Annotated in this window: 15 protein-coding genes; 13 read left to right on the top strand and 2 right to left on the bottom strand. The window is 64.0% G+C overall.

Annotated features, from left to right (window positions below; translation table 11 throughout):
* The first annotated feature begins 87 nt into the window (after positions 1–87).
* The 6 genes from ACGYK2_RS13855 (at position 88) to ACGYK2_RS13880 (ending at position 5773) form a co-directional block, all read left to right on the top strand.
* Positions 88–1218: a TRAP transporter substrate-binding protein gene (locus ACGYK2_RS13855; RefSeq protein WP_067266961.1), complete on the top strand. Its 1131-nt coding sequence runs from the start codon at positions 88–90 to the stop codon at positions 1216–1218.
* Between the two features lie 75 nt (positions 1219–1293).
* On the top strand, positions 1294–1878 hold the full coding sequence (locus tag ACGYK2_RS13860) for a TRAP transporter small permease subunit (protein ID WP_093928097.1): 585 nt from the start codon (positions 1294–1296) through the stop codon (positions 1876–1878).
* Complete coding sequence (locus ACGYK2_RS13865) at positions 1875–3293, top strand: TRAP transporter large permease subunit (protein ID WP_067266963.1); 1419 nt, start codon at positions 1875–1877, stop codon at positions 3291–3293. The genes ACGYK2_RS13860 and ACGYK2_RS13865 overlap by 4 nt, the downstream gene beginning before the upstream one ends.
* Complete coding sequence (locus tag ACGYK2_RS13870; protein ID WP_271689012.1) at positions 3283–4638, top strand: amidase; 1356 nt, start codon at positions 3283–3285, stop codon at positions 4636–4638. The genes ACGYK2_RS13865 and ACGYK2_RS13870 overlap by 11 nt, the downstream gene beginning before the upstream one ends.
* A gap of 10 nt (positions 4639–4648) precedes the next feature.
* Positions 4649–4810 (top strand): hypothetical protein, encoded by a 162-nt coding sequence (locus tag ACGYK2_RS13875; RefSeq protein WP_169306085.1) that lies wholly within the window; start codon positions 4649–4651, stop codon positions 4808–4810.
* 3 nt (positions 4811–4813) lie between these two features.
* The gene (locus ACGYK2_RS13880; RefSeq protein ID WP_271689014.1) at positions 4814–5773 is read left to right on the top strand and encodes a D-glycerate dehydrogenase; all 960 of its coding nucleotides are present in this window, start codon (positions 4814–4816) and stop codon (positions 5771–5773) included.
* 13 nt (positions 5774–5786) lie between these two features.
* Here the strand turns inward: ACGYK2_RS13880 and ACGYK2_RS13885 are convergent, their stop codons facing one another.
* Complete coding sequence (locus ACGYK2_RS13885) at positions 5787–6722, bottom strand: DMT family transporter (protein WP_271689015.1); 936 nt, start codon at positions 6720–6722, stop codon at positions 5787–5789.
* Between the two features lie 18 nt (positions 6723–6740).
* Positions 6741–7274: a TetR/AcrR family transcriptional regulator gene (locus tag ACGYK2_RS13890; protein WP_271689016.1), complete on the bottom strand. Its 534-nt coding sequence runs from the start codon at positions 7272–7274 to the stop codon at positions 6741–6743.
* A gap of 88 nt (positions 7275–7362) precedes the next feature.
* Between ACGYK2_RS13890 and ACGYK2_RS13895 the strand changes: the two genes are divergently transcribed.
* The 7 genes from ACGYK2_RS13895 (at position 7363) to ACGYK2_RS13925 (ending at position 15943) form a co-directional block, all read left to right on the top strand.
* Positions 7363–8433, top strand: coding sequence for an alcohol dehydrogenase family protein (locus ACGYK2_RS13895; protein WP_271689017.1), 1071 nt, complete (start codon positions 7363–7365; stop codon positions 8431–8433).
* 197 nt (positions 8434–8630) lie between these two features.
* Positions 8631–9758 carry an ROK family transcriptional regulator gene (locus ACGYK2_RS13900; protein ID WP_271689922.1) on the top strand — a complete coding sequence of 376 codons (1128 nt, stop codon included), beginning with the start codon at positions 8631–8633 and terminating at the stop codon, positions 9756–9758.
* Positions 9759–9761: 3 nt separating this feature from the next.
* The gene (locus ACGYK2_RS13905; RefSeq protein WP_271689018.1) at positions 9762–10688 is read left to right on the top strand and encodes a carbohydrate kinase; all 927 of its coding nucleotides are present in this window, start codon (positions 9762–9764) and stop codon (positions 10686–10688) included.
* A 149-nt stretch (positions 10689–10837) separates the two neighbouring features.
* Positions 10838–12301, top strand: a complete 1464-nt coding sequence (zwf, locus tag ACGYK2_RS13910) for a glucose-6-phosphate dehydrogenase (protein ID WP_271689019.1) — start codon at positions 10838–10840, stop codon at positions 12299–12301.
* On the top strand, positions 12298–14106 hold the full coding sequence (gene edd / locus ACGYK2_RS13915; RefSeq protein ID WP_271689020.1) for a phosphogluconate dehydratase: 1809 nt from the start codon (positions 12298–12300) through the stop codon (positions 14104–14106). The genes zwf and edd overlap by 4 nt, the downstream gene beginning before the upstream one ends.
* Positions 14107–14109: 3 nt before the next feature.
* On the top strand, positions 14110–14763 hold the full coding sequence (eda, locus tag ACGYK2_RS13920; RefSeq protein ID WP_271689021.1) for a bifunctional 4-hydroxy-2-oxoglutarate aldolase/2-dehydro-3-deoxy-phosphogluconate aldolase: 654 nt from the start codon (positions 14110–14112) through the stop codon (positions 14761–14763).
* A gap of 148 nt (positions 14764–14911) precedes the next feature.
* The gene (locus tag ACGYK2_RS13925; protein WP_271689022.1) at positions 14912–15943 is read left to right on the top strand and encodes a LacI family DNA-binding transcriptional regulator; all 1032 of its coding nucleotides are present in this window, start codon (positions 14912–14914) and stop codon (positions 15941–15943) included.
* Positions 15944–15980: the final 37 nt, after the last annotated feature.

Here is a 15980-nt window from a genome sequence, read left to right on the forward strand (position 1 = left end):
TCATTTGGTTAGTCTCTGATCTCGGGTCGCCCGACCAATAGCGTATTTCAAGTAAGCAAAGGGGCGGCTACTCTGGGAGGAGGAAACATGACTGAGACTAAAAAGTTCAATCGACGTTCGTTCCTGACGAAGTCCGCACTTGCTGGGGGGGCGGCGACGGGGAGCATGCTGGCCGCACCGGCGGTGCTGGCTCAAGCGCCGATCGTCATCAAGATGCAGACGTCGTGGAACGACGCGAACATCTGGCAAGACTTTGCCCGCGACTACGCGACACGGGTCGAGGAGATGTCGGGCGGGCGTCTGAAGGTCGACGTGCTGCCCGCGGGCGCGGTCGTCGCGGCGTTTCAGGTGCTCGATGCGGTGAACGACGGTCTGATCGACGCGGCGCATTCGGTGCCCGTCTATTGGTACGGCAAGAACAAGGCCGCATCGCTCTTTGGCACCGGCCCGGTTTTCGGCGGCTCTGCCACCACGATGCTGTCGTGGTTCTATCAGGGCGGCGGTCAGGAACTCTATAACGAGCTGACGCAGGATATCATGGGCCTCGACGTTGTGGGCTACATGGGCTTCCCGATGTTCGCCCAGCCCTTCGGCTGGTTCAAGAATGAGGTCAATACCGTCGACGACCTGCAAGGCTTCAAATACCGCACCGTGGGTCTGGCCGCCGATCTGATGGCCAAGCTGGGCATGTCGGTGGCGCAATTGCCGGGCGGGGAGATCGTGCCCGCGATGGAGCGCGGCGTGATCGACGCCTTCGAGTTCAACAACCCTTCGTCGGACAAGGATTTCGGCGCGCAGGACGTGGCCAAGAACTACTACCTGTCGTCCTATCACCAAGCCTCCGAGAGCTTTGAGTTCCTGTTCTCCAAGATGTTCCTCGAAGACCTCGACCCCGATCTTCAGGCAATCTTGAAATACGCGGTCGAGGCGGCCTCGACCGCGAACACGGCCAAGGCGATGGACCGCTATTCGGCGGACCTTCAGTTCCTGCAAAACGAGGCTGGCGTGACCGTGCGGCGCACGTCCAAGGAAATCTTGGATGCGCAGCTTAAAGCATGGGATGAACTGATCCCCGAGCTGGAATCCGATCCCTTCATGAAAAAGACCCTCGACAGCCAGCGCGAATGGGTCGACCGCGTGGCCTATTACGAGTTGATGAACTCGCCGGATTACGGGCTTGCCTATGAGCATTACTTCCCCGGCAAGATCAAACTCTGATCCCGCAAACCCATAACATCACCGCGAACTCCGGCGCATGGCGTGCCGGGGTTCGTGCGAGATACCGAGGGCATCATGATATCTTTCATTCGGTTCGCCGATAACCTTTCCGCATGGTTCGGCAAGGCTTTTGCGTGGCTCATTTTGCTGATGTCCATCGGCACGGGCTACGAAGTTTTTGTGCGCTATGTGCTGAACAATCCCACGGCTTGGGCGCTGGATGTGTCCTTCATCATGTATGGCACGCTCTTTATGATGGGCGGGGCCTATACGCTGTCGCGGGGCGGCCATGTGCGGGGGGATTTCCTCTACCGGCTGTTCCAGCCGCGCACCCAAGGCATGATCGACCTCGTGCTCTATATCATCTTCTTTTTCCCCGGCGTCACCGCGCTGATCCTCGCGGGGTGGAAATACGCCGCACGGTCGTGGTCATATGGCGAAGTGTCGGTCAACAGCCCGGCGGGGGTTCCGATCTATCAATTCAAGGCGATCATCGTGGCGGCGGGGATACTGCTGTTCATCCAAGGCATCGCGCAGGTCTGCCGCTGTCTCATCGCCATACGTTCCAACTACTGGCTCGAAGCCGAGGAAGACGTCTTTGAGACCGAAGACCTCATGATGCGCGAAGCCAACAAGGCCGAAAAGGGCCATCTCACATGACCGATCCGCAAATCGCCCTGATGATGCTTGGGCTGTTCATCGTCTTTGTTTTCCTGGGCTTTCCGATTGCTTTCACGCTGATGGCGATGGGCATCGGCTTTGGCTATTACGCCTATTTCGACGCGCGCCGCATGTGGCGCAGTTTCGACCGGCTGGACGAGGGGGCCGGCCAATGGGAGCAATGGTCGACCTGGCTCGACGGGTTCTTCAACAACCGAATATTCGACCTTTTCGTGAACCAGACCTTCACGGTGATGTCGAACGAAGTGCTGACGGCGGTGCCGCTGTTCCTCTTCATGGGCTATATCGTGGAGCGGTCGAATATCGTCGACCGGCTGTTCACTACGCTCAACATCGCTTCCAAGAACATCCCCGGCTCCATGGGCGTGGCCGCGCTGATCACCTGCGCGCTGTTCGCCACCGCCACGGGCATCGTCGGCGCGGTGGTGACGCTGATGGGGCTGCTAGCGCTGCCCGCGATGCTGAAGGCGCGCTACAACCCGTCCTTTGCGGCAGGCATCATCTGCGCCGGCGGCACCTTGGGCATCCTGATCCCGCCCTCGATCATGCTGATCGTCTATGCGGCGGCGACGAATGTCTCCATCGTGCGGCTTTACGCGGCCGCACTGCTGCCGGGGCTGACGCTGGTGGGGCTCTACCTGATCTACATCATCGGGCGCTCGCTGTTGCAGCCCTCCTCGGCCCCGCGCCCCACGGCGGATGAGGTGCCAGACATGCCGATGGGCAAGCTGTTGCTGATGATCGCCACCTCCTTCCTGCCGCTGGCCTTCCTCATTTTCGCGGTGCTGGGCTCAATCCTCTTCGGCCTCGCCACCCCGACGGAGGCGGCCTCGATCGGGGCGCTCGGCGGCATCTTCCTCGCCTTCATTTACCGTGCGATGACATGGCAGCGGATGCGCGAGAGCGTGTATCTCACGGTGCGCACCACGGCGATGGTCTGCTGGCTTTTCGTCGGCTCCTACACCTTCTCGGCGGTGTTCTCCTACCTCGGCGGGGAGCATGTGATCTCGGAGTTCGTGCAGTCGCTGAACCTGTCGCCGATTATGTTCCTGATCCTCGCGCAGCTCATCATCTTCCTGCTCGGCTGGCCGCTGGAATGGTCCGAGATCATCATCATCTTCGTGCCGATCTTCCTGCCGCTGCTGGCCGTCTTCGAGATCGACCCGCTGTTCTTCGGCATCCTCGTGGCGCTGAACCTGCAGACCTCGTTCCTGACGCCACCGATGGCGATGTCGGCCTATTACCTCAAGGGAATCGCCCCGCCCGAACTGCGCCTGACGCAGATCTTCGCGGGTGTCATGCCCTTCCTGTTCTGCGTGATCCTGTCGATGATCTTGATGTATGTCTTCCCGCAGATCGTCTTCTACCTGCCGGAGGTGTTCTATGGGCGCTGAGGCACGGATGACCGCCCCGGCAGCCCTTGGCGTGGTCGAACTGCGGGACCGTTTGGCGACCGGCGCATTGGATGCGCTGGCGCTGGTGGAAAGCTACATCGCGCGGATCGAAGCGCGCGAGGAGGTGGTGGGCGCTTGGGCGTGGTTCGACCCCGAGTTTGCCCGCGCGCAGACCCGAACGCTCGACAATCATCGCCGGGCGGGCAGGCCGCTGGGGCGGCTGCACGGGCTGCCGGTGGGGCTGAAAGACGTGATCGACACGCGCAGCATTCCCACCGAAAACGGCGCGGCGCAGGACAAGGGGCGCGTGCCGCTGCGCGATGCTTTCATCGTGGAGCGGCTCAAGGCCGAAGGCGCGATCATCATGGGCAAGACGGTCACGACCGAACTGGCCTTCATGCATCCGAACAAGACCACCAATCCGCATAATCCGGCGCATAGCCCCGGCGGCTCGTCCCAAGGGTCGGCGGCGGCGGTGGCAGACGGGATGGTGCCCTTGGCCATCGGCACGCAGACCGGCGGGTCGGTGATCCGGCCTGCGTCCTTTTGCGGGGTTACCGGGTTCAAACCAACCTTCGGCGCGATCCCACGCCGGGGGGTGCTGACGCAATCGCCCTCGCTCGACACCATTGGCGTCTTTGCCAGCGATCCCGCTGGGGCCGCGCTGCTGGCCGAGGTGCTGTTTGGCCATGATCCCGAAGACAGCGCGACCGAGCTTGCCCCAACCCCCGCGCTCTTGGCCGAGGCGACCAGCGCGCCGCCGATCCCGCCGGTTTTCGGCTTTGTCCGCCCGCCGGGATGGGAGGATGCCGATCCGCAGTTGCACGCCGCTTTCGAGGAATTGGTCGCGGCCCTTGGCGATCAGGCTTTTGAGATGCCCCTGCCGCCGGTCTTTAACGAGGCTGCCGAGGCGCGCAAACGCATCAACTTTGCCGAGATGGCCTATCATTTCTACCCCTATCTGCGCGACGGGGCCGAGCTGCTCTCACCCGTGGCACGGGAGGCGATGGAGGCGGGCAATAAGGTGCTGGCCCGCGATTACCAATCGGCCCGCGACCTGCCCAAGGTGCTGACCGCCGCGCTGGAAGAACTGCTGACCCGTTGCGACGTGCTGCTCTGCCCCGCAGCCACCGGCCCCGCGCCGCGTGGGTTGGAGACCACCGGCGATCCGATTTTCAACGGTCTTTGGACGCTCTGCGGCAGCCCCTGTGTGTCGCTGCCGTTGATGACCTCGGAAGAGGGCTTGCCGATGGGGGTGCAACTGGTCGGCGGTCACGGTCAAGACGGGCGTTTGATGCGCAGCGCCCAGTGGCTTTTCGACTGGGCCGATGGTGCAACTGAATGAGGATGAGACCATGAACCGCCTACTTGCCCTGCTCGCCTTTGCCGCGATTGCGGTGTTTTTGCTGATCCTCGCCGTGGAGGTGCCCAGCATCGACCTGATCATCATCGTCGCGGTGACGCTGGCTTTTGTGGCCTATGACTTTTTCACCTCCAGTCGGAAAGATCGGGACTGAGCCATGGGCAAACCTGTCATTTGGATCACCCGGCAGCTCTCTGACGCCACACTCGACCGCGCGAGGCGGGATTACGAGGTGATCTGGGACCCCGCCGACAAGCCCGGCAGCGCTGAGGACATCATCGCGATGAGCGCGCGGGTCGATGGGATGATCCCCTGTCATTCCGAACATTTCAGCGCCGAGGTTGTGGCCCGGCTCGACCCTCGGCTCAAGATCATCGCGAACCATTCCGTGGGCGTCGATCACTGCGATCTGCCCAGCCTCAAGGCGCGGGGGATCGTGGTGACGAACACGCCCGGTGTTCTGTCGGATGCCACGGCGGAACTGGCGCTGATGTTGATGCTGGGGGCGGCCCGTCACGCGGTTGCCGGGGACCGGCTGGTGCGCAGCGGGCAGTGGCAGTCGTGGTCGCCTGCGATGCTTGTGGGCAAACAGCTTTCCGGCGCGCGGCTTGGCATCATCGGGATGGGTGGCGTGGGCCGGGCCTTTGCCCGCAAGGCGCGGGGGCTGGATATGGAAGTGCATTACCACAACCGCCGCCGTCTGGACCCGGAAGCGGAGGCGGGGGCGACTTATCACGCCGAATTGGACGACCTGCTGGCGGTCTCGGACTTCCTCTCGCTTCACTGCCCTGCCACGCCCGAGACGGTGGGCCTCATGAACGCCGCGCGTTTGGCGCGGCTGCCCAAGGGCTGCGTGATCGTGAACACCGCGCGGGGGAATCTGGTGGAGGAGGCGGCGCTGCTCGACGCGCTCACCTCGGGCCATGTCGGGGCGGCGGGGTTGGATTGCTTCGTGACCGAGCCGGGCGGCAACCCGGCCTTTGCGGCCCATGATAACGTGATGATGATGCCCCATGTCGGCAGCGCCACCGTGGCGACCCGTGATGCGATGGGCTTCAAGGCGCTGGACAATCTCGACCATTTCTTCCGGGGCGAGACGCCGCCGGATCAGCTTTAGCGGCAGCGGCCCTCTAGGTGGCGGGTGGCGGCGGAGCAGGGGTGTGCCGCCGCAGCCGTCGCGGGGCGGGCAGGGTGATGATGGCCAAACAGCCGATCACCAGCGCGACGCCGACCCAGCCCTGCGGGGGCAGGCGTTCGTCCACGATGACCACGGCCAGCACCGCCGCGACGACCGGCTCGAACAAGGTGATCACGGTGGCCGTGCTCGCCTCCACCCGGGCAAGGCCGTAGCCGAAGGCGATATAGCCCAGAAACATCGGCACAGCGGCCATGTAGAGCCCCACCCCGGCGTTGGTCCAAGAGGCCAGAAACGCCCCGCCCGAGACCGCCAGCACCGGCATCAGCAACAGCCCGCCCAGCCCAAAGGTCGCCCCCATGGCCACGGCAGAGCGGGTGCCTTGCAGCATCATCCGGCGCGCGCTCCACGAATAAAGTGCGTAGGTGAAGCCGCCGATCAGCCCCAGCAAAACGCCCAAAGGGACGGAAGGCGCGCTTGCCGCGCTGCCATGGGCATCGCCTTCGGCTAGGCAAATCAACCCCATGCCGATCAGCCCCACCGCCGCGCCAAAGGACCAGCGCAGGGTCAGGCGGCGGCCATCCAACAGGTATTCGATCAGCGCCGAGAGCAGCGGGGCGGAGCCGATGGTGATGACCGTCCCCACCGTCACCCCCGCCAGCCGCATCGCGCCGTAAAAGGCCAGCGGATAGACCGCCACGGCCAGCGCGCCGATGATCAGCAGGCGGCGCTGTTGCCAGAGCCGCGCGCGCTGGTTCAGAATGCCCCGACCGGCCCAGAGGGCCTGCGCGATCCCGCCTAGCCCCATGGCAGCGGCACCGATGGCGGCGGCGCTGACCTCGGGGGCGAAGGTGGCGGCGGTGCCGGTCGTGCCCCAGACCACGGCAGCGAAAAGGATGGCGATCACGCCCCATCGGTGGCCCTGCATCATGAAAACGTCCCTAGCATGTCATTGGTGCTGGCGCGCATCGCGCAGCAGCGTTTGGGCCAAATGCTGCGCGGCGGTCACCGCCTGCGCCCCGTGCAGCGGCCAAGTCTGTGTGAGCCCTTCGAGGATCAACAGCAACTCGGTCTCCGCACCCGGCAGATCGGCGGCTGCGGCGGCTTTGGCCGCGACCTCGGCCTTATGGCGTGAGAGCAAGGCGTGCAGTTTTTCGCTGCCGGGGTCGGCGGCGACGGCGGCGTGGAACAGGCAGCCGTGAGAGGTTTCCGTCGCCATCCACTGCCCGACGCGGGTCAGAATTGCCTCAAGCGCCTCGGTCGGGGTCTCGGGCAGATCGCCGAAGACCAGCGCCAGATAGCGTTGCTGCCGGTTCTCCAGCGCGGCCAGTACCATTTCGGCGCGGGAGGGGGTGTATTTGTAGAGCGTGCGCAGGCTCACCCCGGCCGCATCGCGCAGGTCTTCGACGCTGGGGTCGGCAAAGCCGCGGGTGGCAAAGGCACGTTCCAGCCCGGCGGCGATCTTGCTTTTGGTATCTGTCATGCTTGACGATGTAGAGGGGGCGCTCTACCTACGCAAGTAGAGTAATCATTCTACACTTTGCCATTCTGCCGCTGAAGGAGCCCGAGCGATGACCCTACCGAAGACCATGAAAGCGATGCTGCTGACCGGCCATGGCGGCTTGGACAAGCTGGAGTGGCGCGAGGATGTCGCGCTGCCAAAGCCCGCCGCCGGTGAGGTTCTGGTTCGCGTCGGCGCGGCGGCGGTGAACAACACGGATGTGAACACGCGCACGGGCTGGTATTCCAAAGCGGTGCGCGGCGACACCGGCTCGGCGGCGAGCGAGGGCTACGGCGGCGCGTCGGACGCCGATGGCGGATGGTCTGGCGCACTGAGTTTTCCGCGCATCCAAGGGGCCGATTGCTGCGGAGAGGTCGTGGCCGTGGGCGCGGGTGTCGATCAAGGCCGCATCGGCGAGAGGGTTTTGATCCGGCCCATGTACAGCCCTGCGGCCGCGGGGCCGGATGATCTCGTCACCTTCGGATCGGAGCGGGACGGCGGTTTTGCGGAATATGCCACCGCCGAGGCCAGCAATGCGCTGCGGGTCGATAGCGCGCTCACGGATGTTGAACTCGCCTCCTTTCCCTGCGCCTTTTCGACGGCCGAGGGGATGATCCAGCGGGCCGCCTTGGGGGCCGAACGTGTGTTGATCACCGGCGCCTCGGGCGGGGTCGGCTCGGCGGCGGTGCAACTGGCGAAACGGCGCGGCGCGCATGTGACGGCGGTGACCAGCCCCGGCAAGATGGAGGCGCTGAGGGCGCTTGGCGCGGATGAGACCTTCGACCGGGATGCGGCCCTGCCGGAGGACAGCTATGACGTGGTGCTCGACCTCGTCGGCGGGGCGGGTTGGCCCAAATTGCTTGACGCGCTGGTGACGCGTGGGCGCTATGTGACCTCGGGCGCGATTGCCGGGCCGATCGTGGAGTTGGACCTGCGCACGCTCTACCTCAAGGACCTGACCCTGATGGGCAGCACCCGGCAAGAGCCAAGCGTTTTTGCCGATCTGGTGGGCTATATCGAACGCGGGGAAATTCGGCCTGTCGTGGCGGAAAGCTATGCGCTGCGCGATCTGAAACAGGCGCAGGAAGCCTTTCTTGAGAAATCTCATATGGGGAAAATCGGCATTGCGGTGGTCGGTTAAACGCGAAGAAGGGCCGCTCATATCAGGATGAGCGGCCTTTCATCGCCAATAAGTAAATTAGATTGATTTAGTCGTTGACTTAACCCCTCCCATTTGGGATTTGTCCGTTGAAGTGCGGATGAACCGGAGGGGAGGCCAGTTTGCAGCAGCTACAGACTATCGCCGACCGGGCCGCGCGCGGGTCGAACCAAAGCGGGATGCGGGCCTATAACGAACGGCTCGTCCTGTCGCTGATCCGCCGCAGTGGCCCCACTTCGAAGGCCGAGATTGCCCGGCTTACGGGCCTTTCGGCGCAGACCGTATCCGTCATCATGCGCGCCCTCGAAGCCGAAGGTCTGCTGAAAAAGGGCGCGCGGGTGCGGGGCCGTGTGGGCCAGCCATCAGTGCCGATCAGCCTGAACGCGGAGGGCGCGTTTTTTCTGGGCCTGAAGGTCGGGCGCCGCAGTGTGGAATTGATCCTCACCGATTTCGAGGGGCAAGTGACCCGGCATAGCAGTGAGACCTATGCCCATCCCACGCCCGATGCGGTGATGACCTTTGCCGCGCGTGCTTTGCAAGATGCACTTGCCTCGCTTTCCGCCGAGCAGCAGGCGCGGATGGCCGGTCTGGGGGTCGCCCTGCCGTTCGGCATGTGGGAATGGGAGGTCGCCGGCGGCGATCTAAGCGCGTGGCAAACTTTTGATATCGAAGCCGCTTTGGCGGAGATGGTCGATCTGCCGATCTATATCTGCAATGACACCTCTGCCGCTTGTGGGGCGGAACTGGTCTTTGGCGCGCAGGACAAGCCGCGCGATTTCCTCTATTTCTACATCGGCTATTTCGTCGGCGGCGGGCTGGTGCTGGACAGCAAGCTCTACACCGGCAAAAGCGGCAATGCCGGGGCGCTCGGCTCTATGCCGTTGGCCGGGGATGCGGCGCGGCAATTGGTCGATGTGGCCTCTTTGGCGACTTTGGAAGGCGCATTGCAAAAGGCCGGAGAGACCCGCCGCGCCCCGTGGAGCGATCCGGCGGCCTGGGGCTTTGGCGGCGACATTTTGCACCCATGGCTCGACAGCACGACCGAGGCCTTGGCGCAGGCGATCCGCGCCGCGACATGTTTGATTGATTTCGACGCGGTGATGATCGACGGGTCGGTACCCGCAGAGGTTCGCGCCGAATTGGTCACCCGCACCCGCCGCCACCTCGCCGCCCGGCCCTTGCCGGGCGTCACCCTTCCCGAATTGCGCGAAGGCACCGTCGGCAGCGATGCCCGTGCGCTCGGCGCGGCGAGCCTGCCGCTTTCGGACCGTTTCCTCGTCGACCGTGACGCATTCTTGAAAGGCTGACAGATGATCCTTTGCTGCGGAGAAGCCCTGATCGATATGATCCCGACCCCGACCAAGGCAGGCCCCGATGGCTTTGTGCCCCATGCGGGCGGGGCGGTGTTCAACACGGCCATCGCATTGGGGCGGCTCGGCGCGCAGGTGGGGATGCTCTCGGGCCTGTCGTCGGACATGTTCGGGCGGCAGTTGGTCGACGGGTTGAAGGCAAGCCATGTGGATGTGTCGCATGTTGTCCTGTCCGACCGTCCGACGACGCTGGCCTTCGTGCGGCTGGTGGGCGGCCATGCGACCTATGATTTCTATGACGAAAACTCCGCCGGGCGGATGATCACGCCCGAGGATATGCCCGCCTTGTCCAGCGAGGTTTCGGCGCTTTATTTTGGCGGGATCAGTCTGGCCTGCGAGCCGGGGGCGGATGCCTATGCCGAGCTATTGGCGCGCAACGCCGAGGGGCGCGCGGTAATGATCGACCCCAACATCCGCCCCGGTTTTATCAAGGATATCGAACGCTATCGCCAAAGGCTCGACCGGATGCTGGCGCTGTCTGATATCGTGAAGGTGTCGGATGAGGATCTGAACTGGATCAACCCCGCGCCGCTGTCGCTGCGCGACAAGGTGGCCGAGTTGCTAAAGAAGGGCCCATCGGTTGTCATCCTGACCCGCGGGGGCGAGGGGGCGACCGGCTATCTGGCGAATGGCGAAGAGGTGCAAGTGCCCGCCGTGAAAGCCGAAATCGTCGATACGGTCGGCGCGGGCGACACGTTCAATGCAGGCGTTCTGGCCAAGATGTCGGAGCTTGGGCAGTTGCATAAATCTGCGCTTGTCACCCTCGCGCCAGAGGTGCTGTCCGAAGCGCTGGCCTATGGCGCGCGGGTTGCCGCCGTGACCGTTTCGCGGGCCGGGGCGAACCCGCCTTGGGTCGAGGAAATATGAAATGTTGAAGAACCGCTTATCTTTTTCGCTCAAATATGTTAGCGCTACCAGTAGCCGCCCGGAGGAGGGCGCGAAGGGGGTGGTGATGGCTTTGGGCAATCGAAAACAGGGTGCCATAGCGCACCTGCGCAGGCAGGAGGGCTGACCCCATGGTATCGCGCGTAATCCCCGTTGATCCTTTCGACCTCGTCATTTTCGGCGCGACCGGCGATCTTGCCCGGCGCAAGATTCTGCCCGGTCTGTTTCACCGCTTTACCGTCGGCCAGATGCCGGAGGCCGCGCGGATCGTCGGCGCGGCCCGTTCCGAGCTTGACGCCGAGGCCTTTCGCAAGATGATCCGCGACAGCCTGCTGGAGTTCGCCCCCAAGCTGGCCCAAGAGAGTGCCGCCTTGGAGCGGTTCCTTGTCATGGTGCATTACGTGCGCGTGGATGCCTCTGGCGATGCGGGCTGGGCGGATCTCAAAGACGTGATGCGCGATGATGTCGTGCGGGCCTTCTACCTCTCGGTTTCGCCGTCGCTGTTCGGCACGATTGGTGGCAAACTGCATGATCACGGCATCGCCACAGCCGAGAGCCGCATCGTCGTCGAAAAGCCCTTTGGCCATGATTTGGAAACCGCGCAGGCGCTGAACGCCGACTTGCGTGCCAACTTCGACGAAAGCCAGATTTACCGGATCGACCATTACCTTGGCAAAGAGACGGTGCAGAACCTCATGGCGCTGCGTTTCGCCAATGCGCTTTGGGAGCCGCTGTGGAATTCCACCCATATCGACCATGTGCAGATCACCGTGTCCGAAAGCCTCGGTGTCGAAGGGCGGGGCGAATACTACGATAAATCGGGCGCCATGCGCGACATGGTGCAGAACCACCTGATGCAGCTTTTGTGTCTGACGGCGATGGAGCCGCCTTCGCGCTTTGACCCCAACGCGGTGCGGGATGAGAAGGTGAAGGTGATCGAGGCGCTTGAGCCTGTGGCACAGAAGGACATCGCCCGCGGCCAGTACCGCGCCGCCAATGGCGCGGGCAGCTACCGCGACCATGCGGGCGACCCCGACAGCCGCACCGAAAGCTTTGTCGCGATGAAGGTCAAGATCGCCAATTGGCGATGGGCGGGCACGCCGTTCTACCTGCGCACGGGCAAAAAGCTGCGCGGGCGCAGTTCCGAGATCGCGGTGATCTTCCGCGACCCGCCGCATATGATCTTCCCCGCGATGGAGGGCCATAAGGGCAATGCGCTGATCATCCGGTTGCAACCGGATGAGGGCATCACCCTGCGCAACACCATCAAAGACCCCGGCCCCGGCGGCATGCGTCTGGCCGAAGTGGCGCTGGATATGACCTTTGCCGATGCCTTGGGCGAGCAGGGCACCCCGCAGGACGCCTATGAGCGGCTGATCATGGATGTGATCCGCGGCGATCAAACGCTCTTCATGCGCGGGGACGAGGTCGAAGCCGCTTGGGCTTGGGCCGATCCGATCATTCATGGCTGGGAAGAGACCCGGCAACCTCCGTATCCCTATGACCCCGGCAGCTCCGGCCCCGAAGAGGCGCTGATGCTGATGCACCGCGACGGCCGCCGCTGGCGCGAGATCACACGAAAGGACGAGACATGACCCTGCATTCCACGATTGACCGCGTCACCGACCGTATCATCGCCCGCAGCGAGGCGACCCGGCGGCCCTACCTCGACCGGATGGAGACCGCCCGCGCCAAGGGACCGGCCCGCGCGCATCTGTCTTGTAGCGGGCAGGCCCATGCCTATGCCGCCTCTGGCGCGGATAAGGACCGGCTGGCGACCACCAGCGCGGGCAACCTCGGGATCGTGACGACCTATAACGACATGCTTTCGGCGCATCAGCCGTTTGAGCGCTACCCCGATCTGATCCGCGAGGCCGTGCGTGCGGCGGGGGGCACCGCGCAGGTCGCGGGCGGGGTGCCCGCCATGTGTGATGGCGTTACTCAAGGCGAAGCGGGGATGGAACTGTCGCTTTTCTCGCGCGATGTGATCGCCTTGGCGGCCTCCGTGGCGCTCAGCCACAACACCTTTGACGCGGCGGTCTTTCTTGGGGTCTGTGACAAGATCGTGCCCGGGCTGGTGATCGCGGCGCAGGCTTTCGGCCATCTGCCCGCCGTCTTCCTGCCTGCCGGGCCGATGGAAAGCGGGCTGTCGAATGATGAGAAGGCCAAGGTACGCCAGCAGTTCGCCGCGGGCGAAGTCGGGCGCGACGCGCTGATGGCCGCCGAGATGGCAGCCTATCACGGGCCGGGCACCTGCACCTTCTACGGCACCGCCAACACCAATCAGATGCTGATGGAGTTCATGGGACTGCACCTGCCGGGGGCGAGTTTTGTGCCGCCGAACGGGTCTTTGCGCGATGCGCTGACCCAAGAAGGCGCGAAACGCGCGCTAGCGCTGAGCGCTTTGGGCAATGATTATACCCCCCTCGCCTCGGTTCTGGATGAAAAGGCCTTCGTGAACGGGATCGTTGGGCTCAATGCTACGGGTGGGTCGACCAACCTGCTGATCCACCTCATCGCCATGGCGCGGGCCGGGGGGATCATTCTGGATTGGGAGGATTTCTCGGATATTTCCGACGTCACGCCACTGCTGGCGCGGGTCTATCCCAACGGTCTGGCGGATGTGAACCATTTCCACGCCGCCGGGGGCTTGGGCTATATGATCGGCGAATTGCTCAACTCCGGCCATCTGCACCCCGACACCCATACCGTCGCGGGGCAGGGGCTGGAGCATTACACCGCCGAGCCGAAGCTGAAGGCCGAGGGTCTGGTCTGGGAGAAGGGCGCGGGCGAGAGCCTGAACGAGAAAATCCTGCGCCCTGCCAGCGATCCTTTCCAGCCCACCGGCGGGCTGCGCCGCATGGCCGGATCACTCGGCACCGCCTGTATGAAGGTCTCTGCCGTGGCACCCGAACACCACATCATCGAAGCCCCGGCGCGGGTCTTTGCAGATCAGAACGAGGTGAAGGCCGCTTTCAAGGCAGGCGAGCTGACCGACGACGTGATCGTCGTGGTCCGCTTCCAAGGGCCAAAGGCCAATGGCATGCCTGAGTTGCACAGCCTGACGCCGCTTCTGTCGATCCTTCAGGGGCGCGGGCAGAAGGTGGCGCTGGTCACCGATGGGCGCATGTCGGGCGCGTCGGGCAAGGTGCCTGCGGCGATCCACGTCAGCCCCGAGGCGGTCGACGGCGGCCCCATCGCGCGGGTGCAGGATGGCGATTTGCTGCGGGTTGATGCCGTGGCAGGGACGCTCGACGTGCTGGCCGAAGGATTCGACGACCGTCCCAACGTCACCGTTGATCTTTCTGCTTATCATGCCGGGACGGGGCGCGAGTTGTTCGCTATGTTCCGCGACACAGTCGGTTCTGCTACCACCGGCGCAACGATTTTTGGAGGCTGATCCATGACCCTTACTGCAAAAGACGCCAGCCGTCGCACCCGCGAAATCTGCGCGCTTGCCCCGATCGTGCCCGTGCTGGTGATCGAAGATGTCGCCGACGCCCGGCCCTTGGCCGAAGCACTGATCGCCGGGGGGCTTCCTGCTTTGGAGGTGACCCTGCGCACGCCTGCCGCACTCGACGCGATTGCCGCCATGGCGGAGGTCGCGGGCGGACATGTGGGGGCGGGCACGCTGGTCACCCCCGAAGACGTCCGCGCGGCGAAACGGGCGGGGGCGACCTTTGGTGTCTCGCCCGGTGCCACCGACGCGCTGATCGCGGCCTGCGAGGAGGAAGAGCTTCCCCTGTTGGCCGGTGCCGCCACGGCGAGCGAGGCGATGCGGCTGTTGGAGCGCGGCTATGACATGCTGAAGTTCTTCCCCGCCGAAGCCTCGGGTGGCGCGCCCGCGCTCAAGGCCATCGGCGCGCCCCTGCCGCAGATCACCTTCTGCCCGACGGGCGGTGTCAGCCCCGACAATGCGGAAAGCTACCTAAGCCTGCCAAATGTGCTTTGCGCGGGCGGCAGCTGGGTCGCGCCGAAAAAGCTGATCGATGCCGGGGACTGGGCCGGGATCGAAGCGCTGGCCCGCGCCGCGGCACAATTGGGCAAGGCCGGCTAACCCCGAAAGAAGGCCGGGCGCGGGCTTTCCGTTGCCCCCCGAAGGGCCGCGGAAAGCCTGACGCCACCAGACCCTTGCTGGCCGGCCGAACTCATCTCTATATTGACTTTAGTTTACGCGCGCAGCGTTTCGTCAAGGGAGGGTTAAGATGGGCCAGCAGAAGATCCGCAATATGGAGGAGTTTGCCGCCGTGAGCGGCATTTCGCGGCCCACTCTGTCGAAATACTTTAACGATGCCGACAGCGTGCGGCGCTCGACCCGGGAGCGGATCGAAGCGGCGCTGAGCCAGTATGACTATCGCCCGAACGTCTATGCGGTGAACCAGAACCGCCGCAAAACCCGCAACATCGGCGTGGTCGTGCCCAACCTTGCCGACCCGTTCTTTTCCGAGATTGGCCGCGAGGTGGAACTGGCCTGTCTGGCCGAGGGCTATAGCCCGATCTTGCTCAGCTCTCACGGCAATCCGGCGCAGGAGCGGGCCAATCTCGACTCGCTTCGGGCGCTGAAACCGGCGGGCGTGCTGCTGGCGCCCTTCGGCAAAGCCTCGGACCGCGACGAGATCGCGCGCTTTTGCAAGGACGTGCCAGTGGTGGCCTTTGACGCCAATGTCGAAGGGGTTTGCGAGGCTTTCGTCGGCACGGACAACTTCCAAAGCGTTGATTTGATCGTCGAATACCTTTGTCGCAGCGGTGAGCCGCCCTGTTTTTTCGAGATGAAGACCCCCAGCAACCCCAACGCCAACAAGCGCCGCCAAGCCTATCTGGAAGCGATGGAGCGGCACGGCTTTGCGCCGCATATCCATCAGGTGCCGGGTGAGGGGTGGAACTTTGAAGAGATCGGGGCGACCGAGGGCGGGAAGCTGATTTCGGCAGGGGCGTTTGAGACGGATACAGTGCTGTGCTCAAACGACCGTCTGGCCATCGGGATGCTATCGGCGGCTTATGAGCTGGGTCTGCGGGTAGGCCACGGCAAGGATTGCGCCATGCGGATCGCGGGGCAGGATGACCACCCGTTCTCGCGCTACACCTGCCCACCGCTGACCACCATCGCGCAGGATTACGGGGCCATCGCGAATCGTGCCGCCAGTACCCTGTTTCGCATCATCGAAAGCGAAACCCGGCTGGCCGAGCGCGAAGAGACGCTATTTGACGGCAAGCTGGTGATGCGTGCCTCTGCCTAAGCCATTGAGTTCGCAAGTTGCTCAGAAAATAGTTATC

The sequence above is a fragment of the Sulfitobacter sp. 1A10359 genome (genome assembly GCF_043558145.1).
Classification (GTDB): Bacteria; Pseudomonadota; Alphaproteobacteria; order Rhodobacterales; family Rhodobacteraceae; genus Sulfitobacter; species Sulfitobacter faviae.